Here is a 24,683-nt window from a genome sequence, read left to right as displayed (position 1 = left end):
GTTAAATTTAATATTGAAGCCCTGCTTTTTTTGCAGTAAATTGAAAAAAGCTAATTTTGTAACACACCAAACTAACAGGTATGTATTTTTTATCACGCGAGCTCTATTTTCCGCCGGTGCATTACGCTTCACCTGAAGGCATTGTAGCCATAGGGGGCGACCTGAGCGCCGAACGGCTGATGCTGGCATACCGCAGCGGTATATTCCCGTGGTTTGATGATGATGAGCCCATACTGTGGTGGAGCCCACCAGAACGCATGGTACTTTTTTTTCCGGAACTGAAGGTTTCCAAAAGCATGCGGAACGTGATTAACCGCCGCGATTTTACCGTAACCTGGAACACCGCCTTTGAACAGGTAATAAGCAACTGCCGCAGCATAAAACGCGACGGGCAAAACGGCACCTGGATAACCCCCGAAATGAAGCAAGCTTACTGTCGCCTGCATGAAATGGGTTACGCAAAATCAGTAGAGGTATGGATGGATGGTGAACTGGTGGGTGGCCTGTACGGCATAGACCTAGGGCATATATTTTGCGGCGAGAGCATGTTCAGCAAGGCGAGTAATGCCAGCAAAATAGCCTTTATAGCTTTGGCAAAAAAACTGCAACACGAAAACTACCGCATACTGGACTGCCAGGTACACAACGACCACCTGGAAAGCCTGGGCGCACGCGAAATTTCACGAAAGGATTATATGGACTTGCTTCTTTCCTGATTATGGTGATTCGGTTATAAGGTAATACGGTTATTTGTTAATTCGTAATTTGAAATTACGCAATCCTGAAACTTTTCCCTTCTGCCTTATCCCTTTTGCCTTTTACCTTTAAGACTTTCAGCTTTAAACTTTCGACTTAAAGGAGTACCTTTGCACCGCATTATGGAAAAATCCCCGCACCCTATCTACAACCTGCAATTTGGCCTTATGTGCCTTAGTTCGCTGTTGTTTTCAGCTAGTTTTAACATGCTTATCCCCGAACTGCCCGCGTACCTTACCAGCCTGGGCGGTGCCGAATACAAAGGGCTTATCATAGCACTGTTTACACTTACGGCAGGCATATCACGCCCGTTTAGTGGCAGGCTTACCGATACCGTGGGGCGCATACCTGTTATGGCGGTGGGCAGCATAGTGTGTTTTGTCTGCGGGTTGCTATACCCCGTGCTTACTTCGGTAGCAGGGTTTTTATTCCTGAGGCTGATGCATGGTTTTTCTACAGGCTTTAAGCCTACTGCCACTGCGGCCTACGTAGCCGACATAGCACCCAAGGAACGCTGGGGAGAAGCGCTGGGCATACACGGGCTGTGCTTTAGTACCGGCATGGCAGCAGGCCCTGCATTGGGCGGGCTTATTACACTGCATTTCAGTATTAATGTGTTGTTTTATGTGTCGTCGGGGCTGGCGCTGCTGAGTGTGCTCATCATCATGAACATGAAAGAAACCCTTAAGGACAACCAGAAATTCAAACCCGCACTACTAAAAATAAACCGCCGCGACATCATCCTGAAACAGGCCATACCTGCTGCTTTTGTAAACCTGCTCATATGTATATCCTACGGGGCAATGCTTACGTTGGTACCCGATGAATCGGAAGCATTGGGCATAAAAAATAAAGGGATGTTCTTTATGGTGCTTACGCTTACCTCGCTGGCCATGCGTTTCCTTGCCGGTAAAGCAAGCGATAAATACGGGCGTGTTACAGTACTGCGTTGGGGATTGGTAGTATTATTTATAGCATTAATACTGACAGGGATTGCCACTACAAAATTCTTTTTACTATTTGCCGCAGGTATTTACGGTATAGCGCAGGGCATCCTCTCCCCTGCCATTAACGCCTGGATGGTAGACCTCAGCGGTGCCGCCGACCGTGGCAAGGCCGTGGCTACAGGCTATATGGCTATGGAGGCCGGCATAGGCTTTGGTGCTGCCATAGCGGGCTGGTACTATGCCAATGACCTGGCGCGTATACCCATGGTATTTTACTTTGCGGCCTTTGCTGTGGTTATTGCTATAGTATATACGATGATGTGGCAACGAAAAAACAAGGCGTAATAGTCAGTTCATCATTTTTATATGATGAGCAATAATATCCCCAAAGCTATTATAGGTATTATGAACAGTAAAATGGAGTACCCTATATAGTTTTTCGGCCTTTTAATGATTAGGCGTATGATTACAATAAGGTTTGTAATGCAAACAACACTAAACCACAGTAAGTAATAGTAGATTCCCGCGATGGGTTCAATCACTAAAAACAGCCCTAAAAAGAACAGTATTGCCTCGAAGAACAGCAGCCGTTTTGTGGTATGAATAAGTTTCGTGTTCATAGCATTAACATTTAATCCTACTTAACTCGCCCAACACCCATACAACAAGAATAAACAGGGCCGTTACAGGCAGCGATAAACCCGCAACATAAGCGATATATTTTGGCGGTTTGTTTATAAACAGGCGGACAATCCAGAATATGTTTACCGGTATTGAAATAAGCACCAACCCTACCGCCATATATACCGTAAAACTGTTCCACAATGCCAACCCACAAAATGCAATAAACAGCAGGAACTCCGTAATCATTATGTGCTGTGCTGTTTTTATATCAGGGTGTATATCCTCATCCATAATTTGTATTGGTTATCTTAAATCAATCTTACCATTTCGTCATCACCGTCCCTACAGCCAATAATGCAAAAAGCACAAAAGCCATAGCTATATTACCCATATAGAATTTAGCAGTCTTTACCATTTGCAATACGGTTGCATCCAGCCGGTTTAAAATTTCCTTATCGGTAAGGTCCCAAACGTGGTCTACCCTGCCGTTTATCATCTTATGCTTCTTATAATATTCCGGGAAGTGCCGTTCCAGATAGGTATATAGTTCCTGCCCGTTCCAAAAGGTTTTACCTGCACAAGCCACAAATACCGGGGCAAACAATAGCGGGATATAGTTGTTATCCTTCGGGAAAAGCACTATTGCCACACCGCACAATAACGCGTATAAAAGTATAGCCGGGCGGATGTGTTGTTGTTTCATTAATCAGGTCGGTTTACACCAAAAGTACACAATTATACCCAATAAAAAATCCCGCCGTGGCGGGAAACAGGAACTAAAAAAAAATCAGAAAAATCGTTACCAGCGTGGCCTGTCTATATTTTTTACAGACGGAATTTCGGCCAGTTTCTGGCGTACGTGTGTGAGGTCACGTACCAGTCCAGGCACGTCGTTCCAATGGTTTACACGCTGGTGGTGGTCTTTATTTACGTTGTGGAAAGCCGTAAACATAAGCGGCTTACCCGGGCAGTTGTCAAGGTTTTTGCAGTGGTCGTCTATCAGGAAGTCCGTATCAATCACGCTTTTATCGCCGCAAAAGATAATGTTCCTCCAGTCGATGAACGGAAAGTGCTCTTCCAGCCACAGCTTTTTTTCGTACAGCGACAGCGGAAACTCCATAGCCGCCGATACTACGTACACGTCATAATCTGTCATCAGGTCTTTCACTGCGGCTACCGCGCCTTCCATAACCGGCAGCGTGCGGAAGAACCCGGGCGTAACCAAAAATTTGGCTATGGCGCCGTTTGGCAGGGCATCACATTCCATAAGGCCCAGCATGCTTTCGCGTTCCGGCCTTGTTCCATACTCTTTTTCGTACCAGTCCAGGTACTGCGCCTCTACATCGGCCAGTACGCCGTCCATGTCGATGGCAATTGTTTTACGTTTTGTTTCTGAGGTATTCATGGGGTTATTGCATTTACTTGCAGCAAAGATAGCAACATTTTGCAATATACTGCAAATATTTGCAAACTTTTGCAAGGTTAAATTTTTGTATCTTTGCGGTAAACAAATACACACCATGGTTAAAGAAGAGCGTTTACAGCTGATACTGGAACACTTAACCCGCGACAACCGCGTGCAGCTGGGTGAAATGAGCCGTTTGCTTAATGTATCTGAAGATACAGTACGCCGCGACATTAAAGAACTCGACATACAAGGCCTGCTGAAAGCCGTACGCGGCGGCGCCATAGCCACCAGCACCATACCGCAACATTACCGCGACCGGGAGAAGTTTGACATTTCCCTGAAAAAGCGCATTGCCGAAAAAGCTATCCCTTTTATAAAGAACGGGCAAACGATATTTATGGACGGAGGTACATCGGTACTTGCAGTGGCGCAAATGATGCCAAAAGACCTGAAAGTTACGGTGGTAACAAACAGCTTCCCCGTAGCCGATGTGCTGGAAGACCACCCGAATGCCGAAGTAATATTTGCCGGGGGAAGGCTCTACAAAACTGCCTTTACCACCATAGGCCAGCAAGCTATAGACACAGTGCGTAATGTGCGTGCCAATATTTACTTTTTCGGGGTGAGCAGTATACACACCATAGGCCTTACTGCCCGCAGCTATGAGGACAGCCTTGTGAAACGTAACATGGTGGAAAACGCCGCGCAAATCATTGCGCTAAGCACCCTGCAAAAGATAGATACCGCCGAAGCGTTTTTTGTATGTCCGATAACCAAAGTAGACACCCTGGTTACTGAAGCCGAACCGGATGATGAAAAGCTGCAACCCTACCGTGACCTGGGGCTGAATGTGGTGTAGTATTTGTATATTAGCGGTACTAACCAGAACCATTTATTATGAGTAAGGCGGAGCGTTTTTTCATATACCTGTTTATAACTACCGTTGCTTTTTTTCGGGATATTTTTTCTGGCGGGCATAGCTACCAAGTTTTTTTCGATTGAAAACCAAGACAGTGTCCAAACGATACTGTGCATATTATTATCTATAGCATTTGGTTGGTTTGGTTTCCAGCTTATACAGAAAACCATAAACATGGTGCGTTACTTTTTTCAGGATAAAAAGCAAGCAGAGTAATTCTTTTGAATTAACTAAATTAAGAGATTGCTTCGTCGTGCCTCCTCGCAAAGACGAACCGGATGAGACTGGCTATAGACACGTGGGCAATACGTTGCTTTCTTCACGCCCCGTCTTTGCGAGCGAAGCGCGGCAATCTAACTGGATTTTCTTCATCTTCAAACAACTATATTAGCCCATTCCTAAAATAAAAAACAGGCCACTCCCGTACGGGAACGACCTGTTTTACCAACCTAAAAATAAGAAAAACCTTTATTTACACAAAACTTTCGTTTTATCGTTTTACTACTCGTAGTGTAGCCACGGCACCTTTATCAGACGTTACTTTTACCAGGTAAGTACCGGCAGTAAGGCCTGAAAGGTTCAGCGTGGTACTGGTACCATTGGCAGACTGTACCAATACCTGCTGGCCTAATATGTTGTGTACCGAAACACCTGCAAGGGCAGTACCCGCACTAACAGTTACCGAGTTTCCGGCAGGGTTAGGATAGGCTTTTAGCCCGGCAAGGCCAAAGCTGTCTGTACCCGCAGTCTCAGTCACCGTTACAGCAAGGTAGTCGCTTATACAGCCGTTTACCGTCTGGCTTATGTAGTAGGTAGTACCCGTAACAAGTGCAGTACTTGCAGGGATAGCCACATACACATCTTCATCAAGGATATAATATGTAATGGTGCTGCCTATAAGGATGCTTATTTGCAGTTCAGATACTGTAGCACCCGCCTGGAATGTTTGCTCTGGTGCACCACCCGGTGTACCCGGTGTAGCTGTTACAGTTACCTCTACTGCTGTAGTTGTACTTTCGCAGCTGTTAAGCGTTTGTGTAGCATAATAGGTACCGGTGCTTAGTGCAGCAGTTGAAGCAAGAGCTGTACCGCCTTCGGTTTCATACCATTTTACAGCAGTACCATTAGCAGTAAGTTCAGCTACGGTAGCTGTACCACAAAATGACTGTGCAGATGCGACCGGTGCGGCAGTAGTATTTATGGCAACAGTTACGGCAACCCTCTGGCTGGCACAGTCGCCCTGCGTTTGGCCTACATAGTATGTATTACCGTTAACCAGCTCTGTAGATGGTTCAAGTGCGAAAGGCTCGCTTGAAGTACCATACCATATTACTGTAGCACCTGCCTGACCAGTAGCCGTAAGGTCGGCCACGGTAGCAGCATTACAAAACGACTGCGTAGCAGCGGCTGTAGGTAGTGGTACCGTAGTTATGGTTACCGCAACAAGCGTACGTGCGCTTTCGCATGCACTTTGTGTTTGAGATACATAGTAGTTACCACTGCTCAGTGCCGTAGTAGATGCCAGTGCAGTACCTCCGGTAGCATTAGCATACCAGCTGAAGGTAGCACCACTGCCGCCTGTAGCAGCAAGGTTAGCCACGGTAGCACCCGAACAGAACGACTGTGCTACAGCAGCAGGCGCATCCGGTGGCATACAGCTGAATGATTGGTTTATTTTATAGCCGCGGTTACCGCTGCCGTGGTTACCCAAAGAGTAGGTAGCGCTACCGCCCCTGGCCCATGCAAAATCAATATCAGCATTGCTGTAGTTAAAGGTGTAATCGTTAGTACCACCGGCAAAAGCCCTTGTAGCCACTATAGTACGGGTGCTGCCGCTTACGGTGTTGCTGCTTACCGTCCAGTCGTTAGTATCAGAACTTGGCGTATTACCCACACCATTCATGTGTGCATCTACCAGCGTGGTACCGTTATAGTACACAAGGTCCTGGCCGTTAGCCATACCACCCGTGTTTGTAAACGAACCAAACTGCAGGGCTATCCAGCGGTCCTGAGGGCCGGTAAGGGTAAGCGTAGCGGTAGAAGTATCATTGTTCAGGTCCACTTTCACGGTCATTCCCGTGCCAAGCGTAACCGTTCCTGTGGTCTTGCTCTGTGCAAGGACCCCGGTTGTCGTTGCCAGTGCAACAATTGCGGCGAGTAGCGTTTTTTTCATTTGCGTTTTTTTACTTTTTGAATAGTTTTATGATTTCTTCGTTTTTGCTGAAAGCGGCATGGTCGTACACGGTGTGCCCCTCGTTATCCTTTGCCGAAGGGTTTGCCTTGTACTGCAACAGCAGCTTTATCAGTTCTATGTTTTCAAACTGCACGGCATATACCAGTGGGGTTACCCCTGCCGGATCGGCAATATTGGGGTTGGCTTTATGCTCCAGCAACAGTTTGGCAAGCTTTATGTTTCCCTTTACCACAGCAGCAGCAAGGGCCGTACCATTAGAGGTGTTTTTGTTCACGTCCTTCACGCTGCCTATCAGGTATTCTGCCACAGGGTCATTGCCGCGGTAGCAGGCCAAAAGCAGCGGTGTATACCCCATGGGGCTTACGGCATTTATTGTATCCTTGTTTTTTTGCACCAGTATTTTCATTTGTTCTACGGTACCGCTGCGTGCGGTATCGAACACGTCCTTGCCCTGGGCAAGGCATACAGCCGGCATAATTACCGTAACCAGGAGGATTAAAAGCTTTTCCATACTCTGTTATTTAGTAAGTTGAAACGTGTAACTAACTTTAATTTTGTCGGCAATCTTTTTGCTTACCAATGAAGGTATTTCAATGTCAAAATCGGCAGGTGTAACCTCAAAGGCACCGGTAATAACCAATGTATTTCCCTGGCGGGTTATCTTAGCCGAATCGGTAACGTGCTTGGTTTTTCCGTGCAGGGTAAGGTCGCCCGTTATGGTAAAGTTCTTCCCATCGGCAGTAACCTTACTGATGTCGAAACCCTCAATCTTTCCCTTAAAAGTAGCCTTAGGGTACTTGTCGCTTTCTACATAGTTTTCGTTAAAGTGCTCTTCCATAAGTGCTACTTTAAAACGGAAACCCTTCATAAGCGCCAGTACCGCAATATCACCTGTTTCGGCTACAACCACAGCCGATGCCGTTTTGTTTTCGGCAGCTACCTCCTCAAAAGACGGCATACTGGCTTCAAACTTAATATTGCCCGTTTTGGTAGTGTACTTCTGGGCGTGGAGTGCTGTAACCATCATAAAGGCAAACAGCAGTAGTGTGTTCTTTTTCATAAGCATTTCTTCCCGTATTTAGTTTTCAAGTAATCCGTCTGTGTTCCATTGCAGTATGATGTCGATGTTCGCCTGAGACATGCGGCCGGTTTGCGGCATCAGCCCGTCCTCTCCATTCTGGCGCTGTATGCGGTTTAGCAAATCCGTGTTCTCTACCGCAGTTTTTACCTCATCGTACGTGGTAAGCGGTAAGAACGAAGCGCTGCCTCCATTGGCATGGCAGCTAACGCAGTTGTTAGTCATAATGCTTTTTACGTGGGCGTTGTAGGTAACATCACCCACAATTACCGTATCGTCCTGAATGTCTTCGTAGGTGTGCGATTCGCAACTTGCAAAAGCTGCCGCAACAAGTATATAAAGTGTGTATTTTTTCATGCTTCTACTTCCTTAAAATTAAAATACCCTGTACAGGTTAAACCCAAAAAAGAAATCGCCTTTACCCCAGTCGCCCGCAGCATTGGTAAGGTAACCGCTTTCGGTCATGGACTGCGAGTTGGTAAATACCAGCTGGAAAATGTGGCCGCCGGTTTCAATGTCAAGCCCCACAGACAGCGGGTTCTTGTAATAATCGGGCTTATCAAAATTGTAGCCGTACTCCAGGTTAAGCGACATGCGTCGGGTAAGCTTTATGCGCCCACCACCGGCAAGCGATACCTGGTTTTCATTTTCCAATGCGGCATCGCGCAGGTTGCGGTGGATGAACGACGGCACCAGTTCCAGCGAAACGGCATCGCTAAACTTACGCGACACGATAAGCTGCTGCACATAGGTAAGCCTGTCTGAAAATTCTATTTTTGGGTACTGTTCTTTTTCAAGGAACGTGTTAATATCTACGGTGCTATAACCTACAAGATCTACAGGAAACTCGCTGCTTTGGCGGGCAAACCTGTATTTGGCCGAACCTTCGTATACCTTAAGCATGGTGTGGCGCGAAAAAGCTACCGAAAGCCAATTGGTAACCCCGTAAATACCACCCAGTTTTGTAGTGGCATTATCTAACCCAAAGAAGGTATCTATACCATTCTTTACGGTACCGAAACGGTGCGACACTACCATGTACCACTCTTTGGCGGCAGGCATTTTTGTAGATTGTAATGTAACCACCTGCAACCCTTTAAAAGCGGCGGTGGCATAAGTGTCCTGCACTTGTGTAGAGTCCAGCTGGGTAAGCAGGTCGTCTTGTGCATGGGCAAAAAGTGTGCATGCAAAACATGCTGTCAGTAATAATTTTCTCATTTTTATAAGGCGTCGTTTAGTATACACTGGTCCAGTTTTACCTCCCCGAAAAGTTCGTCGTAGCCTATGCAGCGGCCCTTAACGGTTATTTCCCTGCCTTCGGGCTGTTTTGTTTTTTCGCCAAAGCTGCAAAACACCCTCCCGTTCAGCGTTACAATAGAATCCTCAACGGCGGTAACTATACCCGTAATGGCTATGGTTTTGTTCAGGTACTTGGCATCGGCTTTTTGCTGACCCGCCTGGTATTCAGACGAAATGGCTTCAGCCGAAACCGTGTAGGCCGGGGCCTCGCTGCTTACATTGCGTCCACCGCCATACAACCAGGCATACACCACAGCAGCGCCAACCAGGATAATAACCACTACTGACCCAAGGATAATGCGCACGCTCTTTTTCATAATTGCAGGATTTAGGTAATTTATGCAACTAAAGTAATTATTGCCCCAAAACCCCACGCGCGTATAGGGATATAGGTGCGGTGCGGGTTAGAATTTGCAGGGTTTGGGTTAGAATTTGAGGGCTTAGTATCGATTTAGTTGGCATAGATAAATATTGACTAAAAAATAGGGTTTTACCTATATTTTTAAACGGCTATATTTTAGTATTTTAGCAGTAAATCAATTTAACCGTTATATGAAAAACCTACCAATCAAACGGAGCCTCTGCGTGCTCCTGCTGGCTGTATTGCTATCGGGCTATTACGGCTGCCAAAGCGACGATTCAATAAACCTTAAAGAAGCAACCCTTGCTAAGGAAACCTCTGAAATTATTTCCTTTTCAGAGTTTAAAAAAGACAAAGCGGCTTTTGCTGCTTACCGGAAAAACACGGGCAGCAACACATCGCGTTTGGTGTATAATGCCCAATACCAATTTACTGTAGATACAGACCAGATTGTACGCACCGTACGTGGCGGCTACAACTACTACATGTTTGTGGTATACCCTGACGAAGAAAGGGGGCTTGTTGAGCGCCTGTACTTACACCCGCAATCAGACGGCACTTATATTGCTTTTTTGGTAAAGTACATGCTGAGCCAAAAAGACATTGAAAACATGGAGGCAGGGATGCCTATAGCACAGCTAAGCCAAAAAACCCTTTATAAACGCCTTGACGGATTTAATACCCAAACAGTAATGAGTTCTGGGTTTACATCCTTTATAACGCTCTGCGATTACCTTGTTACAGTTACCGAAGTACCAGTTTATGTAAATGATCACAATGGTGATTTAGATACTACTCAAGGCCATTGGGAAACAAAATATAATTATAGCTATACACTAATAGGTTGTACCCTCCTGTTTTCAAATGTATTTGCTTTTGAAAATATAGCACCACCCAATACCGGTGTGGGAGGCCCGGTAAGCGGCGACCCTTTTAACCCTAATGAAGAAATAACAGCTGTGCCGCCAAGTTTGACATTGAACATTAATTCTGACGAACTTCATTTAAAAGAATTAAATAAAATCACAAACAACAATCAATTACGCCAAAAAATTGATGAATTTGTTGCCTCTTTGCCTAATGCTCAACAAGAAAATGGAGCGGAATTTAGAAAGACCACATCTCCAAACTCTTTCTCAGAAGCTCTTCCTTTAGAAGTAGGATTCGATTTTGTAAAGTGGGGGCTACCTACAACCGGTACATTTCTAAACATGCATATACATCACAGTGCATCAATGATACAAAATGGACAAGAGGTAGTTTTAGATCCTGTGCCTAGTGATGATGATTTTTTTGCATTTGCAAAGCTATATAAACAACTCAATGACTTAAATGTTTCTCATAAACAAAACATAACCTCTATAATAATTACAAGAAATGGCCTTTATGCAATGAGAATTTCAAACCCAGCCAATGCATTAAATTTCTACAATAATTTAAAGAATGACCCAAAACTATATAGTGCTTTTTCTAACGTCTTCACACGCAATGTTACTGTAGCCGGAAGGAATAAAGCGAAAGCTGGTTGTTTGGGTTGTAGCCAGGAGGAATTAGATGAAATGACAGATTACGAATTAAATGCTGCATTTATTAAATTTATTCAAGGATTTAATAATGACTACAAAACAGGAATATGTTTGTATAAAGGAACTTTATTATCTAACGGAAAATATAACTGGACTAAAATTATCAACTAATCATGAAAAAATATCTAATAATAACATTATTATGGTGTTCATACTTTTATGGACAGACTACTATTGCGATTGAAAATCAGGTTTCACAATTCAATTCAAATACATATTACAAAGATATTAATTTGATTTTTAATAAATTCATAGGCACGTGGGAATACAGTGGCGCTACACACTACCTAAAAATACAATTCTATAAATTGCAACATGTTAAAGGTGGTTATGGTTTATACAAATCAATATATGAAGATGAATTAAGGTCATTTATTTTATACAAAAAATTGGAAAACGGAATTTGGGTTACAAAATATAATACATTTCCTAATCCGATAATTTATGATGAAGAATTTAATTTAGAATCTATAAGGGGAAATCTTATCCAAACCCCGAATAAGATAATTCTTAATTATAGCGAGCCAACTAACGGTTGCATAAGAACTAAAAAAGCCAATCTTTATTTGGTATATTCTTCATCACCTGGGCTACAAACTTTACAATGGGAACGTATTAATGAAAAAGACCATATACCCCTGGATAATTCCCCCTGCACGGATGGTAGTGTTATCGACACTTCGTCATTCATTGTCCCTACTAACATAACACTCACAAAAATCAATTAATACAAGCAGCCTTCGGGCTGCTTTGGCAAATGCTTTAAAGGTGAGTGGCCTGGACCATTGTGATTCCTTTAATCAGATGTTTCCGCCAGGATCGGCATCAAAATATTATTTCGAAAAATATAATGGCATCGCTATAATTGCATTCACACCATGAGAACAATAATTTTTCTTGTATTAATTTCTACTAAACTTTTTAGCCAGGACTTAAATCACCTTAAGTCCCAAGATACCTTGTATATAGTATTAAAAAATATGGGAGAAGGTGTAACCTCTGAAAAGACATCATTTGAAAAGTTCAGAATGGAATCATTCGGTAATGGTAAAGAAGATGATCATAATATAATTGACAGCCTAAACAGGAGCATTATTATCATGGTGCCAAAAGATATAAAAAAGCCAGATGCGGATAAAGCTCTGATTGTAAACAGGAAAAAATTCATTAAAAACAACAAGAAGAAGATTATTACTTTAGACTTTATAAAACAATACTATCCTGAAGAATTGTTTTTTGGATACTTAGGTGTTACAGCTTACCGTACTTATAAAGTATTTTATATAATTGATGAGGATAGCCTGAAGAGAAAAGATAAAAATCTTGTTTTAAGGAAAGCTTTTATAGTGGCATTTTCCTTCGCAAGGATATGATTAAATGATGAGAACAATAATTTTCTTCTTACTAATATCTACTCAGCTTTTTAGCCAGGACTTAAATTACCTTAAGTCCCAGGATACTATTTATATAGTGCTTAAGGATTTGGGCAATGAGGTAGCTTTTAAAAAAGTAGCGTTTGAAAAGTTCAGTATGGAATTATATGGTAACGATAAGGTAAATGAATATTTTATTATTGACAGCCTTAAGAGGAGTATCATGATTACAGAGCCAAAGAGATTGGAAACACCTGTATTAATTGTCAATAGAAAAAAATTTATCAAAAAGTATAAGGATAACATTATTACATTAGACTTTATAAAACAATATTATCCTGAAGAGTTGTTTTTTGGTTACTTAGGGGTTACTGCCGGTCGTACTTATAAAGTATTTTATATAATTGATGAGGAAAGCCTGAAGAGAAAAGATAAAAATCTTGTTTTAAGGAAAGCTTTTATAGCTGCATTTTCCTTCGCAAGGATTTAAACGGTTTATCTTGCGAAAGGCTACCGTACTGGGATGGATATATACTCAAATATGAGATTAAATACAAAATTAACACAAGCAGCCTTCGGGCTGCTTTGGTTTTATAACAACCGCTTCTCCCCTTCCGTAAACGCGCCTGATTGCAGTATATAGGCTTTGGCAAATGCTTTAAGGTCGACAGATTGGGCAGTGTAGTTTTTAAGCAGAAAGGTTTTGTCCTCTTTCAGGTTGCCTTTGTAGCCGGTAATCCACGGCACGTTGTCCTGTATGTTCAGGCGGATAAGGTGCGCTTCGTAGTTATCGGGGTCTTTGTTTATGGTAGCATCCAGCAGGTCAGTGCCTTTGTCAAACAGCCGCTTTTTGCTGAACAGCCCTTTCTCGTACCTTGCAAGCAGTACTATAGAAGCCGCCTTATAGGCCACCAGTGTGGTATTGGCATGCGAATCGCCCACGGTTTCAAACCGTTTGTGGAAACTGCCCGCACCTGTTTCTGAAGTTGCTGCGTTTACATACCCCTTACGTACATCAGCAAGGTCCATATTAAAGGCGGACAACAATAATAACAGCGCAACAAACAGTTTCATAAGGCAATTTTTAAGGTGAAAGCCCCAAATATAATGCCTTACGTTGCGGAATACCGTTCAACAACTGTTATATTTATCAGAAAGAGCATTACAATTTTATCTGCAATGTCGTATAAAACGTCCTTGGGTCGCTGGGCAGTATGCCCGGGCCGGGATAACCTGTAGCACGACGGGTAAAGTAATAATGATTGGTAAAGTTATTAATACCTGCCTCCAGCTTCAAAAATTTCCAACTGTATGAAGCCGAGAAGTCGGCCACATAGTAAGAAGGTATCTGCCCGAAAATGCCGTAGGTATTATCAGTGCTGTTTGTAGTACTGTTGTTGCTGTCTGTAAACTGTTCAGACAGGTAGGTAAGCTGCACCGAAGCCTTAAAGTTACCCAACCCCACTGTGGTACCCGTTTTCAGGTTGATAAGCGGTACAAATTCCACCTTGTTGCCTTTAATGTTTGGCGCATCGGTTTTCAGGTAACGGCTGTCGGTAAGGGCATTGTTTACAAAAAACGTCCACAAAAAGCTTTCATTTTCCCTGAAAAAAGTGTTGCTTATGTTCCAGTCGGCCAGGGCTTCCCAGCCGTAGGTAAACGCCGTACCTATGTTACTGCGGTAGCGTACCACCGCACCGCCGCCGTTAGGGTTTTGTGTCATGTACTCGCCTATCTTGTCGTTATAGAAAAGTGCGTACACATTGGTATCATAGCTAAAACGGTCGTCTATTTTACCGCGAAGGCCCACATCGCCGGTAAATCCTTTTTCATCGGTAATGTTTGGGTCTATAGCCAGCCCGGGGCTTGCCGTACGGATATCGCTAAAGGTAACCGAACGGTAGTTTTGCGAAACGTTTGCATACATTTCGGTACTCTGGTTTGGCTTATAGCTAAAGCCCACACCCAGCAGTACAAAGTTGCGGTTCTTTACCACATCTTCTTCGTTTCGCTCGTCCAAGATAATATTCCCGGCAAGGTCGGTATTAATGCGGCGCCAGTAGCCATCTGCCTCCGTACGGATATTTTCGTAGCGGATGCCCGGCGTAACAGTAAGCTTTGGCGACAGCCTGAACATGTTTTCGGCAAATACCGAAGTGTTCACATTCGGGTAGGTATAATCGCTCTGGTTGTTATAGTACGGAAATTCGGTAGTAGCAGGGTTAAAATCGGGTCCGCTGCCACTGCTGCCCGGCCCTTGTGATGCGGTGTTACGCGCCTGATAGTATTTTGCCCCCACCATAAAAGCACTTTTTTGTGTGCCAATGGTATATTGCTGCAAAAATTTTGCTTCGGCACCCCAGTTTACAAACTTGCCCTTAATCAGGTCGCGCACGGTGCCCGGGGTATCGGTATTGCTTACGCGGTTACTCAGGTAGCCCAGTGCATTACGCCCGGCATCGAGCCCGAAAGCCTGTACCGAAAGGGCAGCATCGGGGGTAAATTTATGCTCCAGGCGCAGGTTCAGCAGGTTCCAGTCTACGGCAAACCAGTTACGCGTACGGTTACTCTGGAACATGTCCTGCGCAAACATATAATCGGTAAGCCCGCCCGGTTGTTTGGCAAGGTAATTAAACAGTGTATAGTCGAAGCCCAGCGTGGTTTTAGGTGTGAACTTGTAATTCAGGTTCACAAAAAAGTTGCGGCTGTTAAATTCGGCATTCGGCCTGAAACCGTTACCCTCCTTGTAGTTGAAAAAAGTATAAAAACTGAACTTGCCTTCGGTGCCGCTCACACTGGTGAAGTTGGTCAGCAGCCCGTAAGAACCGGCGGTATTACGCTGTATTACTTCAATGGGCTTTTCGCTGGGGCGGTGCATTACAAAGTTTACAAGCCCGCCAAACTGCGTACCGTATTGCAGCGAAGCCGCACCACGTATTACCTGTATTTTTTCCACGCCCTCGGTGGGTGGGGTATAGTAGCTTTCGGGGTAACCCAAAACATCGGCACTGATATCGTAGCCGTTTTGGCGGGTATTAAAGTTACTGGTGCGGTTCGGGTTAAGGCCGCGTCCGCCTATATTAAGCTGTAAACCACCGTCTGAATTTTCATTAAACGTAAGCCCCACCACCTGTGCGTATACCTGCCGCATGGTATTGGTTGCCTTGTTTGCCACGAGGCGGTCTACCATAACCACTTCGGTTTTTTTGCCTGCGTAAATGCTGGTGCCTTCAACATCTTTAAGGTGGTTCAGTGCATTCAGCTTTTCCTGGTTGCGTTCTACCACAACCTCATTTAGCAAGGTTGTTTTTTTAAGCGAAAAGTTCAGTGTGGTTTGCCCTGAAGCAATTTCGACTTCATCTGCCCAAAAACCGTCTTTAAACACAGTAAGGCGCACTGGCGTATTTACGCTGATGGTAAAAGTACCATCGGTAGCTGTAATGGCGCCGGTACCTGTACCCATGTCCAGCACTTCTACACCGGCCAGTGGCTTGCCGTCTTCGCCGGTTATGGTACCTTTTACAGTGGTTTGTGCAAAGGCGGTAACGCCCAGCAGAAAGAACAGTATGCTAAAAACCTTTGATAGTGTCGTTAAACGGCAGTATCCAGTTTTTATGGCGGAATGATTCATCTTGTTTCGCAAGGTTAACGTTCGGGTCTATATAGGGGCGGCTCAGGCGGCCATTCAGCGCTACGTAACTTTTTACGCGTACTTCGGGGTCGGCCATGCCTTGTGTTTTATAATAATCATGCAAAAAATGCGCGTATTCCAGGATAAAATCGGGCTGAAAGGCCATCTGCTTTTCCTGGAAACGGGTGAGGAACTTACCGTTATCCACCACCGCAAAGGTATGCGTTTTCGGGTCGGATACGGTAAACTGTGCATAACCCGCCTTTTCCATAAGCATCACGCGCCACGACAGGCGGTAGCCCTCTTCCGTCCAGAACACTTCTCCGGGATAGCAAAGGTAACGGAACGGGAACAACAGTTGTATGACAATAATCAGGGCGAGGAAAGCGGGTTTTAGGTTATTGGTTGATGGTTGTTGGTTGATGGTTGTTAGTTGTTGGTTGTTGGTTGTCGGTTCCTCAACAGCAGATTCGAGTGAAGCTGTTCCCCTCTTGAGAGGGTTCAGGGGTGTGTTAAACCTGAAACCTGAAACTTTAAACTTTAAACTATTCAATACCCTCCTGTGAAAATCCCCACTGAAAAACACCAGCGTAGAAACAATCATCACATAAGGGAATATACCGATGGGGAACAATATCCGCGTAAGCACATGGAACACCACCACCAGTATAAACGCAAACCAGCGCATACGTTTGTTCAGCAGCAGGAAGGGTATGCCCAAATCATAAACAGCACCGATATAACTGAAGGCATAAGCAGCCCATTCCTTACCCATAAGCGGGCCGATGACGGGCAGGTTGGCATTGGCCGGAAGCCATATCCTTAGCGGTTGTGCGTGCAATAGCCAGTCGGAATTTAGCTTTGCAATGCCCGCGTAGAAGTATACGATGCCTAAAAGTATTTTCAGGACGTCTACGGTATAGCGGGGTACGGTATTACTGAACAGCTGCGGTTTGCGACGGGCATCGGCAGAGAAAAATACATTTGCCGGGAGGAACATCATTACAAAACTCACTACCGAAATGAAGTAATAGTGGTTAAGGTAGGTGGTTTTGTCCATGAGTTCTATGTAGGTAAAGCTCAGGAAAAACAGGATGATGCCCAACCTATATCTATACCCGAAAGCCACCATTAGTGCTGAAACGGCACAAATAATGAACAGCAGGTATGTGTATATGCCGAAGGGTTTTATCCAACTAAAACCATAATACGTGAAATGAAAAACGGGTTTGATGTAAAACTTATCTATCCAGCCGTTTAGTGCAAAACGAGCCATACCCAAAAACATCATGATGCCGAACGCAAGCCTGTAAAAAGCGAGCGATGCGGCATCGGTATGGGAATCCAGGTAAGCCTGTATGTTGCGCATGGAATTGGTAGAAATTAATCGCCGTCGCCGTCTACGTAGTCGATGGTAAGGCTCAGCGCACTGAACATGTCTACCTTAAGGTACACCAGCAGTTGCTGCATCTGGTTGTACGATGCGGTCATTTTGCTGTTATCAGTACTCACCTGTGTGCTGAAGCTGTCGGCCAGCGCACCGTTAGTACTTACCACGGTAGCATATTGTGCATTGATGATGTCGCTAAGGTTTTGCCCGCTGGCTTTCGCGCCTACAGCATCAAGGTAACCTTTAAGGCCCGGGCCTGTAGCTGATCCGTCAAAATACGTACCGTTAAAAAAGTTCTTAGAAGCCGTAATTGACTCGTTAAGCAGTATTTTGCTTACGTTGTTACGGTAGTAGGCCTCTACTTTTTCAGGGAATAGCACACCATTGCTGAAAAGGCCTGCCGGTATACCCACCTTAGGTGTACGTATGTCTTTTTCAAGGTTTTTCACAAAGTTGTTGGCACTCTGGTTCAGCGAGCCGGTTACGACATTGCTGTTGTTTACAAAGGTGTTGCGGTAGCCACCGTTCCAGTCGGCCACTATAGCACCCGATACACTTTTAAGCCTTGCAGCCACTGCCGTAAGGTACTGCTTGTACTTGGCAGCATTGACATTGGTAGTATAAAAAGTAAGGGTTTCGTCGTTGGTAGTGCCCAGGCCGTACAGCAGGTAGTCCAGCGCCGGGAAACCCTGGCGCACGAATTGTGCCTGTAGCTCCAGGTTGTAACTGCCCGATGCAATATTGCTCTCTATACCGGCAGCATCCGTTGGGTACGTGTTGCCTGATTCCAGCAGGTACAGGTCGGTAGCCTTGCCTATATCAAACAGGGCTACGTGCTGGTAGGCTTTGTAGGCATCAAGCCAGGCCGTTTGCACTGCGGTAAGGTTGGCCGCAGTAGGTGTGGCGGTAAACGTTTCAGTGGCGGTTTTCAGGGTGCCGGTGGCGGCATCGTATGCTGTATAGGCCGGTACTATAAGATTATCTGCCCAGCTGGTAAGCATGGCGGTTTTATCGTAATTGGCTGTGTTATTGTTGTTACTGTCTGAAGATGAGCAGGCAGCAGCGGTTATTGCTATGGCTATAAGGGCGATAAGTTTTTTCATCCCGGTTAATTTTTTTGCAAAAGTATGTAAAGGCCGCAAATTATTTTTACTAATTCTAAATAAATTTTTTTCGCTTTCTGCTTGCACGGTTTTTAAAAGTTATTACTTTTGCCTTGTTTTTAATCAATCTAAATAAGGACGAAAAATGAAAAGAACGATACTTTGCCTTAGCGCTTTAGCCGTTTCGGGATTACTAATCACCGCGTGTAGCGATGACGACAGCAAAAAAAGCCAGAAGCAGCTGGTAGTGGAAAACTATGCCGACATAGTGTACCAAAACTATAAAGATGCCCTGGATGATGCCGAGGAACTTGAAACAGCAATCAATGCCTTTACTGCTAACCCTACCGAAGCTGCCTTTACTACAGCTAAAAATAAGTGGAAAGATGCCCGCGAGAGCTATGGTACTACCGAGGCTTTCAGGTTTGCAAACGGCCCTATTGACGACGAAGACGGACCGGAAGGGCTGCTGAACGCATGGCCACTTGATGAAAACTATATTGACTATGTAGACAACGGCGGTACGCCAATATACGGTGGCATCATCAACAGTACTACAATTTACCCTACCCTTAGCAAAGACCTTCTTGAAGGCCTTAACGAAGGCGGCGGCGAAAAGAACATCAGCGTAGGTTACCACGCCATAGAGTTCCTTCTTTGGGGCCAGGATCTTGATGCCCCTTCTGCACTTACATCAGGCCACAGGTCATATACCGACTATACCACTACACAGAATTTTGAGCGCAGGAAACAATACCTGAACATTTGTGCCGACCTGCTTACAGACCACCTGTCTATGATGGTAGACACATGGGCACCGGGCGGGGAGTACAGGAGCACCTTCCTTTCGCTTGATACCGATACTGCACTTACAAACATTTACCTGGGTATAGCTACCCTTGCTACTGCCGAGCTTCCGGTAGAACGTATGTCTGTAGCGCTTAACAATGCCGACCAGGAAGACGAGCACAGCTGCTTTAGCGACAACACCCATAGGGATATTTCGCTAAACTTTGAAGGTATTGTTAATGTATACCATGGCTCATACGGCAGCATCAGCGGCCCGTCTCTTGCCGACCTTGTAGAGGAAGCTAACCCTGAATTCTACAGCAGTACTGAAGCTTCAATCACTGACGCAAGGACTAAAATAGCTGCTATGTACACCCCATTTGATTACGCTATTTCAGGAGGCCCTGCTTCTGCTGAAGGACTAAAGGTAAAAGCGGCTTATGATGCCCTTAAAGACAACTTTGGCGCTAACCTGCTTGCAGGTTCTGCAGCCCTTGGCCTTACCGTAAATCCGTAAGTAATATTTTTTTGATAGTTTTATTCAGTAAAAGTGCCGTACATTTGCGGCACTTTTCTGGTTTATACATTGCAATGAAAAACAGCATTTTAGGCAGCATTTTGGCGCTGGGTATACTCAGCACGGCCTGTAACAACAACGAAGATTACCACCCGCTTACCGCCGAAGAGGGCGAACAGTATAGCGGCGGCAGTGTTACCGTGGCAAACGCCACAGAGGAGGCCTTTGGCTTTTCTGCACCGCAGCTTACTACTGATGAGGCCGTGGCCTTTGGGGTAGGTAATTCGTTTTTCCGCCAAAGCTGGGTTTCGGCACCATCGAGCACTACTGCGCGCGACGGGCTGGGGCCGTTTTTCAACGCCATATCCTGTGCTGCCTGCCACTTTAAGGACGGTCGCGGGCGCCCGCCTGCCTTTGACGGCGAAATGGCTACCGGACTGCTGATGCGCCTTAGCCTGCCGGGTACCGATGCATTTGGCGGTGCGTTGGTAGACCCTGTATACGGGCACCAGCTACAGGACCTTGCCATACTGGGCCAAACCGTAAAAGGTACGTATACCATAACCCACACCACAATTACCGAAACACTGGCCGACGGCACTGTTGTAAGCCTGCAAAAGCCTGTGTATAATATAAGCAACCTGGGCTACGGTGCGCTTGCAAGCGGCATACTGGTATCGCCGCGTGTGGCGAACCAAATGTCGGGCCTTGGCCTGCTGGAAGCACTGGATGAACAGACTATTTTAGCTTTCGCCGATGAAAACGATGCCAATGGCGACGGTATTTCGGGGCGTGCCAACTATGTATATGATGTGGTGAGCGGTACAACTGTATTGGGCCGTTTCGGGTGGAAGGCTAACCAGCCGAACATAAGGCAACAGGTGGCCGCAGCTTTTGTAAACGATATGGGTATTACATCATATGTATTCCCTGACGAAATATGCCCTCCGGGTGTGGACTGTAATGCTATACCGAACGGTGGCTCACCGGAAATAAGCGATGCGAACCTGGATAAGGTGGTACTGTACAGCCAAACGCTGTCGGTGCCCATCCGCCGCAACTTTGACGACCAGAGCGTACTGAGGGGCAAAAAGATATTCAGCGATATTAACTGCGCCGGTTGCCACATCCCTAAGATGCAAACAGGCACCAGCCATGCTGTGGCTGCCCTGCGTAACCAGACCATCCGCCCGTATACCGATATGCTGCTGCACGACATGGGCGACGGCCTTGCCGATAACGCGCCTGATTTCCTTGCTACGGGAAGCGAATGGCGCACCCAGCCGCTGTGGGGCATTGGCCTTATTAATACTGTAAACGGGCACACCCGCCTATTGCACGACGGCCGCGCACAAAACGTTACCGAAGCTATACTGTGGCACGGTGGCGAGGCACAGCTAAGCAAGGAGAAATTTAAGCAACTGAGCAAAAAGGAGCGCGACGACCTACTGGCGTTTATTAATTCGCTATAACATAAAACCGTATATAAAAAACAAAGGCACCTGAATATCCAGGTGCCTTTTCCATTTCGAGCGGAGCTTTAGCGGAGTCGAGAAATCTCTTATAAATCAGTGTTTGAGATTTCTCCATTCCGCTACGCTTCAGTCGAAATGGAACCAGCATCCTGCAATGTAAACGTTACACCCCCGCTGGCTGCAACTGTCCGCTGATTGCTATACGGTTCCATGCATTAATGGTCACTACTGCAATAATCAGCTGGGCAATGTATTCATCGGTAAACAGCGCTTTGGCCTGGTTGTAGGTAGCTTCGGAAAGGCCGTGCTGGCTTATCAGCGTTACCTCTTCGGTAATGGCAAGCACTGCTTTTTCTTCTTCTGTATACAGGTTATGGGTTTCGCGCCAGGCGTTCAGTAAAAAAATACGCTGTGTGGTTTCACCGTATTTCAGGGCATCTTTGGTATGCATATCAATACAAAAGGCACAACCGTTTATTTGCGATGCACGTATCTTGAGCAGCTCTTTGTGGGTTTTGGTAAGCTGGGTAGTATTCAGGTAGCCTTCAAGGCCGTACATAGCTTTAGTAGCTTGCGGTAATGTTTCGAGGATGTTGATTCTTGTTTCCATGATACTGTGATTTAAATGGTTATTAATTACAGTACAAAGTTGGGAAACCCTCACCCTAAAAAACTTAAACCGGTTTAAGAACGCTTGCGGGCACGTATTTCACTTAAATATTCGGGCGTAAAACCAAGGAACGATGCCAATAGGTACTGTGGCACGCGCTGCACAAAATCAGGGTGCTTGTCCAGGAAATGAAAATACAGCTCCTCCCGAGAATAGTCGTACAGGTATTTTATACGCATTTGCGAGGCCGCGTACGCCCTTTGGTACACAAACCTGAAGTAGCGTTCCATTTGCGGATAATCGTGCAGCAGCGCCTCCTGTTTCTCGTAGGTAATGGCCAGTACCGTGCTTTTCTCCACCGCCTGAATATAAAACTCTGTAGGCAGGTGGCGTTCGTAGGCAATATTGTCGGTAATCCACCAGTTTTCTATGGCAAATTCTGTCGTTTGCTCCGTACCCTTATCCGTCATAAAGAATTTCCGAAGGCAGCCTTGTTCCACAAAATAGTGGTATCGGCATACCTGCCCCGTGGCAACAAGGTTTTCTTTTTTGGCTACAGCCAATACTTCAAAGTAACTGGCTACCGACTCACTTTCAGCTCCGGTAAGCGTGGTGAATTTCTGTATGTGTTGCAATAAGGCTTGTGGCATGGTGTAGGTGTTTACCTCAAATATACACCGAATAGTAAAAAGCCACGCTAATGCGTGGTTTAATTTATACCATCACTCTTAGTAGTAGCGGCAATTATAGCACCCGTAACCAGCGCACCGGCCAGATAGTACCCCACCGTAAGCAGCTTGGTACGTTGCGATTTGGTAACCGGTTCAGGGTTCAGTCCGAGGGGCTTGGGCAATGTTACAGCACCAATACCGGCAGCTATGCCCAGCAGTGTGGCACGCGCCCACAAATGCCTGCGCTCCCCTGCCCCTATCATGCTGTAATATGTAGCGTTAGACAGTACATCGGCAGCCAGCGTAGGAGTATACAATGCTGCTTCAGGTGGTGTGCCATGCCCGGTAAAAGCAATGACATTACCCAACGCCTGCTCGCCCAGTAGGTCGATGCGCGGCATATCTTCATCCTTATCTTTAAGGCCTTCGTGTATAATGTTCAGGGCTATGGCACCGCCTAACCCTGCCAAAAAATTCTTTGTTGTGCCCATGGTGTTGTACGTTTAAAGTTTCATCATATAAAGTTCACTGAAAAACCCCGGTTTCATTGTTAGCATTCAGTTAATTAACGGTCCTTTAGATGCCAAAATGCCGCAAAACGTTATCTCACGATTAACAAATGCTAAACTTTTATTAATCCATTTCCTAATAACAAACAAGGTTGCTAATTTTAGGTGACAATAATTATTAATAACCTAAAAACCATTTACGCCATGCACATTTCTATTTTTCGCACGCTGTACAAAAACGTGATAGACAACCAACGTATAGAGCGTTTAATGCAAAGACACAACATATTATTTGAAAAAACGGTTTCAGACAGGGGCTCGCGCTACAGGATTGAATCCGACAGTGAGGATACCATCGCTACTTTTAAGAAGCAGCTAAACATGATTTATCCTCAAATTTGCTTTTAATACCTGCATCCTTACTAAAAACACATGAACCTCCGCACTGCCGGAGGTTTTTTATGGACTACTATTTGGGCGCCTCCCTGCGGGCCGGGCTGTTTGCTGCAAGTCCTCGCTACCGCTGCGGGCTTTGCGCGTCCATCCCTGGCGCGGAGGCCTGTGCACTGGGGATTGTGTATGGCTTTTACCCCAACTATTTTTGAGTGGGTTCTTTACCGCAGGACTTTGCGGCTTGGCGCCTTTGCGAGGTTTTTTCACCACAACGGACACAACGTTTTCACCAGGAACACTAAGCCCATTCATAGAAATTACACTATTTAAAGTACACAAGGGCTTCCCTACGGGAAGCTCAGTGTCCTCCTTTAAAACGCAACACCCCCTGCCGTTGTGGGCAGGGGGTGTTTTGTTATTTGGTGGTTTCGCGTGTCTACCTTCGTTTGTGCAGCTTACTGCTTCACGATGATAAACTCACTACGCCTGTTTTGTGCGTGCTCTTCGTCGGTACACTTGTCGCAAGTTACCTTAGGCTCGCTCTCGCCATAACCCTGGCCTGAGATGCGCTCCTTGGCTATGCCTTTTGAGATGATGTACTGTACCGTACTCTTTGCCCTGCGGTTTGAAAGGCTCATGTTGTACTGGTCAGTGCCACGGTTATCCGTGTGCGATTTAACCATTACTACAATGTCAGGGTAGGTTTTCATCGTCTCTACGATCTTGTCAAGCTCAAAGGCTGCCTGTTTGGTGATGTTGCTCTTATCGTACTCGAAGTAGATGTTCTCAAACGTAATGATTGGCGGGTTTGGTATCTCTACCGGTTTCAGCTTCGCATCCACCTTAAGCTCGCCACCAGGGTTCTTGGCTATCGGGAAGGTACCGCCTTCGTAACCCGAAGCCGTTGCCTGTACCGTATACGCCTTATCACAGTCGATGTTGTAGGTTACGTTACCGTCTGCACCTGATGTGCGGGTCTCGATTACGTTGCCTTTCTCATCAAGTATCGCTACCGAAGCCGCTGCAATTGGTGCACCTGTGTTCAGGTCA

At 45.5% G+C, this 24,683-nt stretch carries 26 protein-coding genes; 9 read left to right on the top strand and 17 right to left on the bottom strand.

Annotated elements, in window-relative coordinates; all coding sequences use genetic code 11:
- Window positions 1–80 precede the first annotated feature (80 nt).
- Both aat and ACZIX4_RS10825 read left to right on the top strand, forming a co-directional pair.
- Window positions 81–716: a leucyl/phenylalanyl-tRNA--protein transferase gene (aat, locus tag ACZIX4_RS10830; protein WP_463335656.1), complete on the top strand. Its 636-nt coding sequence runs from the start codon at window positions 81–83 to the stop codon at window positions 714–716.
- A 162-nt stretch (window positions 717–878) separates the two neighbouring features.
- Window positions 879–2,048 (top strand): MFS transporter, encoded by a 1,170-nt coding sequence (locus ACZIX4_RS10825; protein WP_463335655.1) that lies wholly within the window; start codon window positions 879–881, stop codon window positions 2,046–2,048.
- A gap of 279 nt (window positions 2,049–2,327) precedes the next feature.
- On the opposite strand, the gene ACZIX4_RS10820 is transcribed toward ACZIX4_RS10825, so the two are convergent.
- The 3 genes from ACZIX4_RS10820 to ACZIX4_RS10810 form a co-directional block, all read right to left on the bottom strand.
- Window positions 2,328–2,618, bottom strand: a complete 291-nt coding sequence (locus tag ACZIX4_RS10820) for a hypothetical protein (RefSeq protein WP_463335654.1) — start codon at window positions 2,616–2,618, stop codon at window positions 2,328–2,330.
- 28 nt (window positions 2,619–2,646) lie between these two features.
- On the bottom strand, window positions 2,647–3,030 hold the full coding sequence (locus tag ACZIX4_RS10815; protein ID WP_463335653.1) for a hypothetical protein: 384 nt from the start codon (window positions 3,028–3,030) through the stop codon (window positions 2,647–2,649).
- A gap of 96 nt (window positions 3,031–3,126) precedes the next feature.
- Complete coding sequence (locus tag ACZIX4_RS10810; protein ID WP_463335652.1) at window positions 3,127–3,732, bottom strand: 5' nucleotidase, NT5C type; 606 nt, start codon at window positions 3,730–3,732, stop codon at window positions 3,127–3,129.
- 115 nt (window positions 3,733–3,847) lie between these two features.
- Between ACZIX4_RS10810 and ACZIX4_RS10805 the strand changes: the two genes are divergently transcribed.
- Window positions 3,848–4,594, top strand: coding sequence for a DeoR/GlpR family DNA-binding transcription regulator (locus ACZIX4_RS10805; protein WP_411406332.1), 747 nt, complete (start codon window positions 3,848–3,850; stop codon window positions 4,592–4,594).
- Between the two features lie 550 nt (window positions 4,595–5,144).
- On the opposite strand, the gene ACZIX4_RS10800 is transcribed toward ACZIX4_RS10805, so the two are convergent.
- From ACZIX4_RS10800 to ACZIX4_RS10775, 6 genes are read right to left on the bottom strand one after another with little or no spacing between them, the layout of a single operon-like run.
- Window positions 5,145–6,827 carry an Ig-like domain-containing protein gene (locus ACZIX4_RS10800; RefSeq protein ID WP_463335651.1) on the bottom strand — a complete coding sequence of 561 codons (1,683 nt, stop codon included), beginning with the start codon at window positions 6,825–6,827 and terminating at the stop codon, window positions 5,145–5,147.
- A gap of 10 nt (window positions 6,828–6,837) precedes the next feature.
- Complete coding sequence (locus tag ACZIX4_RS10795) at window positions 6,838–7,359, bottom strand: ankyrin repeat domain-containing protein (protein WP_463335650.1); 522 nt, start codon at window positions 7,357–7,359, stop codon at window positions 6,838–6,840.
- A 6-nt stretch (window positions 7,360–7,365) separates the two neighbouring features.
- The gene (locus ACZIX4_RS10790; protein ID WP_463335649.1) at window positions 7,366–7,908 is read right to left on the bottom strand and encodes a YceI family protein; all 543 of its coding nucleotides are present in this window, start codon (window positions 7,906–7,908) and stop codon (window positions 7,366–7,368) included.
- An 18-nt stretch (window positions 7,909–7,926) separates the two neighbouring features.
- On the bottom strand, window positions 7,927–8,283 hold the full coding sequence (locus ACZIX4_RS10785; RefSeq protein WP_463335648.1) for a cytochrome c: 357 nt from the start codon (window positions 8,281–8,283) through the stop codon (window positions 7,927–7,929).
- Between the two features lie 18 nt (window positions 8,284–8,301).
- Window positions 8,302–9,144 (bottom strand): DUF5777 family beta-barrel protein, encoded by an 843-nt coding sequence (locus ACZIX4_RS10780; protein WP_463335647.1) that lies wholly within the window; start codon window positions 9,142–9,144, stop codon window positions 8,302–8,304.
- Window positions 9,145–9,146: 2 nt separating this feature from the next.
- A complete protein-coding gene (locus tag ACZIX4_RS10775; protein ID WP_463335646.1) occupies window positions 9,147–9,542 on the bottom strand; it encodes an OB-fold protein in 396 nt (131 codons plus the stop codon).
- 235 nt (window positions 9,543–9,777) lie between these two features.
- On the opposite strand from ACZIX4_RS10775, the gene ACZIX4_RS10770 reads away from it, so the two are divergent.
- The 4 genes from ACZIX4_RS10770 to ACZIX4_RS10755 all read left to right on the top strand — a co-directional run bounded on the left by ACZIX4_RS10770 (window position 9,778) and on the right by ACZIX4_RS10755 (window position 13,035).
- On the top strand, window positions 9,778–11,283 hold the full coding sequence (locus tag ACZIX4_RS10770) for a hypothetical protein (RefSeq protein WP_463335645.1): 1,506 nt from the start codon (window positions 9,778–9,780) through the stop codon (window positions 11,281–11,283).
- A 2-nt stretch (window positions 11,284–11,285) separates the two neighbouring features.
- The gene (locus ACZIX4_RS10765) at window positions 11,286–11,900 is read left to right on the top strand and encodes a DUF6705 family protein (RefSeq protein ID WP_463335644.1); all 615 of its coding nucleotides are present in this window, start codon (window positions 11,286–11,288) and stop codon (window positions 11,898–11,900) included.
- Window positions 11,901–12,050: 150 nt separating this feature from the next.
- The gene (locus ACZIX4_RS10760) at window positions 12,051–12,545 is read left to right on the top strand and encodes a hypothetical protein (RefSeq protein WP_463335643.1); all 495 of its coding nucleotides are present in this window, start codon (window positions 12,051–12,053) and stop codon (window positions 12,543–12,545) included.
- A 4-nt stretch (window positions 12,546–12,549) separates the two neighbouring features.
- Complete coding sequence (locus ACZIX4_RS10755; RefSeq protein ID WP_463335642.1) at window positions 12,550–13,035, top strand: hypothetical protein; 486 nt, start codon at window positions 12,550–12,552, stop codon at window positions 13,033–13,035.
- Window positions 13,036–13,136: 101 nt separating this feature from the next.
- Here ACZIX4_RS10755 and ACZIX4_RS10750 read toward each other — a convergent pair whose 3' ends face one another.
- From ACZIX4_RS10750 to ACZIX4_RS10735, 4 genes are all read right to left on the bottom strand, one after another.
- Window positions 13,137–13,619, bottom strand: coding sequence for a hypothetical protein (locus ACZIX4_RS10750; RefSeq protein WP_463335641.1), 483 nt, complete (start codon window positions 13,617–13,619; stop codon window positions 13,137–13,139).
- Between the two features lie 88 nt (window positions 13,620–13,707).
- Entirely contained in the window at window positions 13,708–16,176 is a 2,469-nt protein-coding gene (locus ACZIX4_RS10745) for a TonB-dependent receptor family protein (protein WP_463335640.1), read from the bottom strand.
- Window positions 16,115–17,545, bottom strand: coding sequence for an HTTM domain-containing protein (locus tag ACZIX4_RS10740; protein WP_463335639.1), 1,431 nt, complete (start codon window positions 17,543–17,545; stop codon window positions 16,115–16,117). The genes ACZIX4_RS10745 and ACZIX4_RS10740 overlap by 62 nt, the downstream gene beginning before the upstream one ends.
- 14 nt (window positions 17,546–17,559) lie before the next feature.
- Window positions 17,560–18,669: an imelysin family protein gene (locus ACZIX4_RS10735; protein ID WP_463335638.1), complete on the bottom strand. Its 1,110-nt coding sequence runs from the start codon at window positions 18,667–18,669 to the stop codon at window positions 17,560–17,562.
- A 145-nt stretch (window positions 18,670–18,814) separates the two neighbouring features.
- Here ACZIX4_RS10735 and ACZIX4_RS10730 point away from each other — a divergent pair, with 145 nt between their 5' ends.
- Both ACZIX4_RS10730 and ACZIX4_RS10725 read left to right on the top strand, forming a co-directional pair.
- Window positions 18,815–19,975, top strand: a complete 1,161-nt coding sequence (locus ACZIX4_RS10730) for an imelysin family protein (RefSeq protein WP_463335637.1) — start codon at window positions 18,815–18,817, stop codon at window positions 19,973–19,975.
- Between the two features lie 74 nt (window positions 19,976–20,049).
- Window positions 20,050–21,447: a di-heme oxidoreductase family protein gene (locus ACZIX4_RS10725; RefSeq protein WP_463335636.1), complete on the top strand. Its 1,398-nt coding sequence runs from the start codon at window positions 20,050–20,052 to the stop codon at window positions 21,445–21,447.
- 166 nt (window positions 21,448–21,613) lie between these two features.
- On the opposite strand, the gene ACZIX4_RS10720 is transcribed toward ACZIX4_RS10725, so the two are convergent.
- The 4 genes from ACZIX4_RS10720 to ACZIX4_RS10705 form a co-directional block, all read right to left on the bottom strand.
- Window positions 21,614–22,060 (bottom strand): carboxymuconolactone decarboxylase family protein, encoded by a 447-nt coding sequence (locus ACZIX4_RS10720; RefSeq protein WP_463335635.1) that lies wholly within the window; start codon window positions 22,058–22,060, stop codon window positions 21,614–21,616.
- 74 nt (window positions 22,061–22,134) lie between these two features.
- A complete protein-coding gene (locus ACZIX4_RS10715) occupies window positions 22,135–22,710 on the bottom strand; it encodes a Crp/Fnr family transcriptional regulator (RefSeq protein WP_463335634.1) in 576 nt (191 codons plus the stop codon).
- 59 nt (window positions 22,711–22,769) lie between these two features.
- Window positions 22,770–23,222, bottom strand: coding sequence for a hypothetical protein (locus tag ACZIX4_RS10710; protein WP_463335633.1), 453 nt, complete (start codon window positions 23,220–23,222; stop codon window positions 22,770–22,772).
- Between the two features lie 866 nt (window positions 23,223–24,088).
- Window positions 24,089–24,683, bottom strand: a 595-nt coding sequence (locus tag ACZIX4_RS10705) for an OmpA family protein (protein ID WP_463335632.1), incomplete at its 5' end; no start/stop codon positions are given.

It is taken from the genome of Flavobacterium niveum (assembly GCF_055231775.1).
This window is presented reverse-complemented; position numbering and strand designations above follow the sequence as displayed.

Coding starts and splice junctions, on each gene's coding strand:
- aat (WP_463335656.1), top strand. CDS start 81: ATGTATTTTTTATCACGCGAGCTCTATTTTCCGCCGGTGCATTACGCT.
- ACZIX4_RS10825 (WP_463335655.1), top strand. CDS start 879: ATGGAAAAATCCCCGCACCCTATCTACAACCTGCAATTTGGCCTTATG.
- ACZIX4_RS10820 (WP_463335654.1), bottom strand. CDS start 2,618: ATGGATGAGGATATACACCCTGATATAAAAACAGCACAGCACATAATG.
- ACZIX4_RS10815 (WP_463335653.1), bottom strand. CDS start 3,030: ATGAAACAACAACACATCCGCCCGGCTATACTTTTATACGCGTTATTG.
- ACZIX4_RS10810 (WP_463335652.1), bottom strand. CDS start 3,732: ATGAATACCTCAGAAACAAAACGTAAAACAATTGCCATCGACATGGAC.
- ACZIX4_RS10805 (WP_411406332.1), top strand. CDS start 3,848: ATGGTTAAAGAAGAGCGTTTACAGCTGATACTGGAACACTTAACCCGC.
- ACZIX4_RS10800 (WP_463335651.1), bottom strand. CDS start 6,827: ATGAAAAAAACGCTACTCGCCGCAATTGTTGCACTGGCAACGACAACC.
- ACZIX4_RS10795 (WP_463335650.1), bottom strand. CDS start 7,359: ATGGAAAAGCTTTTAATCCTCCTGGTTACGGTAATTATGCCGGCTGTA.
- ACZIX4_RS10790 (WP_463335649.1), bottom strand. CDS start 7,908: ATGAAAAAGAACACACTACTGCTGTTTGCCTTTATGATGGTTACAGCA.
- ACZIX4_RS10785 (WP_463335648.1), bottom strand. CDS start 8,283: ATGAAAAAATACACACTTTATATACTTGTTGCGGCAGCTTTTGCAAGT.
- ACZIX4_RS10780 (WP_463335647.1), bottom strand. CDS start 9,144: ATGAGAAAATTATTACTGACAGCATGTTTTGCATGCACACTTTTTGCC.
- ACZIX4_RS10775 (WP_463335646.1), bottom strand. CDS start 9,542: ATGAAAAAGAGCGTGCGCATTATCCTTGGGTCAGTAGTGGTTATTATC.
- ACZIX4_RS10770 (WP_463335645.1), top strand. CDS start 9,778: ATGAAAAACCTACCAATCAAACGGAGCCTCTGCGTGCTCCTGCTGGCT.
- ACZIX4_RS10765 (WP_463335644.1), top strand. CDS start 11,286: ATGAAAAAATATCTAATAATAACATTATTATGGTGTTCATACTTTTAT.
- ACZIX4_RS10760 (WP_463335643.1), top strand. CDS start 12,051: ATGAGAACAATAATTTTTCTTGTATTAATTTCTACTAAACTTTTTAGC.
- ACZIX4_RS10755 (WP_463335642.1), top strand. CDS start 12,550: ATGATGAGAACAATAATTTTCTTCTTACTAATATCTACTCAGCTTTTT.
- ACZIX4_RS10750 (WP_463335641.1), bottom strand. CDS start 13,619: ATGAAACTGTTTGTTGCGCTGTTATTATTGTTGTCCGCCTTTAATATG.
- ACZIX4_RS10745 (WP_463335640.1), bottom strand. CDS start 16,176: ATGAATCATTCCGCCATAAAAACTGGATACTGCCGTTTAACGACACTA.
- ACZIX4_RS10740 (WP_463335639.1), bottom strand. CDS start 17,545: ATGCGCAACATACAGGCTTACCTGGATTCCCATACCGATGCCGCATCG.
- ACZIX4_RS10735 (WP_463335638.1), bottom strand. CDS start 18,669: ATGAAAAAACTTATCGCCCTTATAGCCATAGCAATAACCGCTGCTGCC.
- ACZIX4_RS10730 (WP_463335637.1), top strand. CDS start 18,815: ATGAAAAGAACGATACTTTGCCTTAGCGCTTTAGCCGTTTCGGGATTA.
- ACZIX4_RS10725 (WP_463335636.1), top strand. CDS start 20,050: ATGAAAAACAGCATTTTAGGCAGCATTTTGGCGCTGGGTATACTCAGC.
- ACZIX4_RS10720 (WP_463335635.1), bottom strand. CDS start 22,060: ATGGAAACAAGAATCAACATCCTCGAAACATTACCGCAAGCTACTAAA.
- ACZIX4_RS10715 (WP_463335634.1), bottom strand. CDS start 22,710: ATGCCACAAGCCTTATTGCAACACATACAGAAATTCACCACGCTTACC.
- ACZIX4_RS10710 (WP_463335633.1), bottom strand. CDS start 23,222: ATGGGCACAACAAAGAATTTTTTGGCAGGGTTAGGCGGTGCCATAGCC.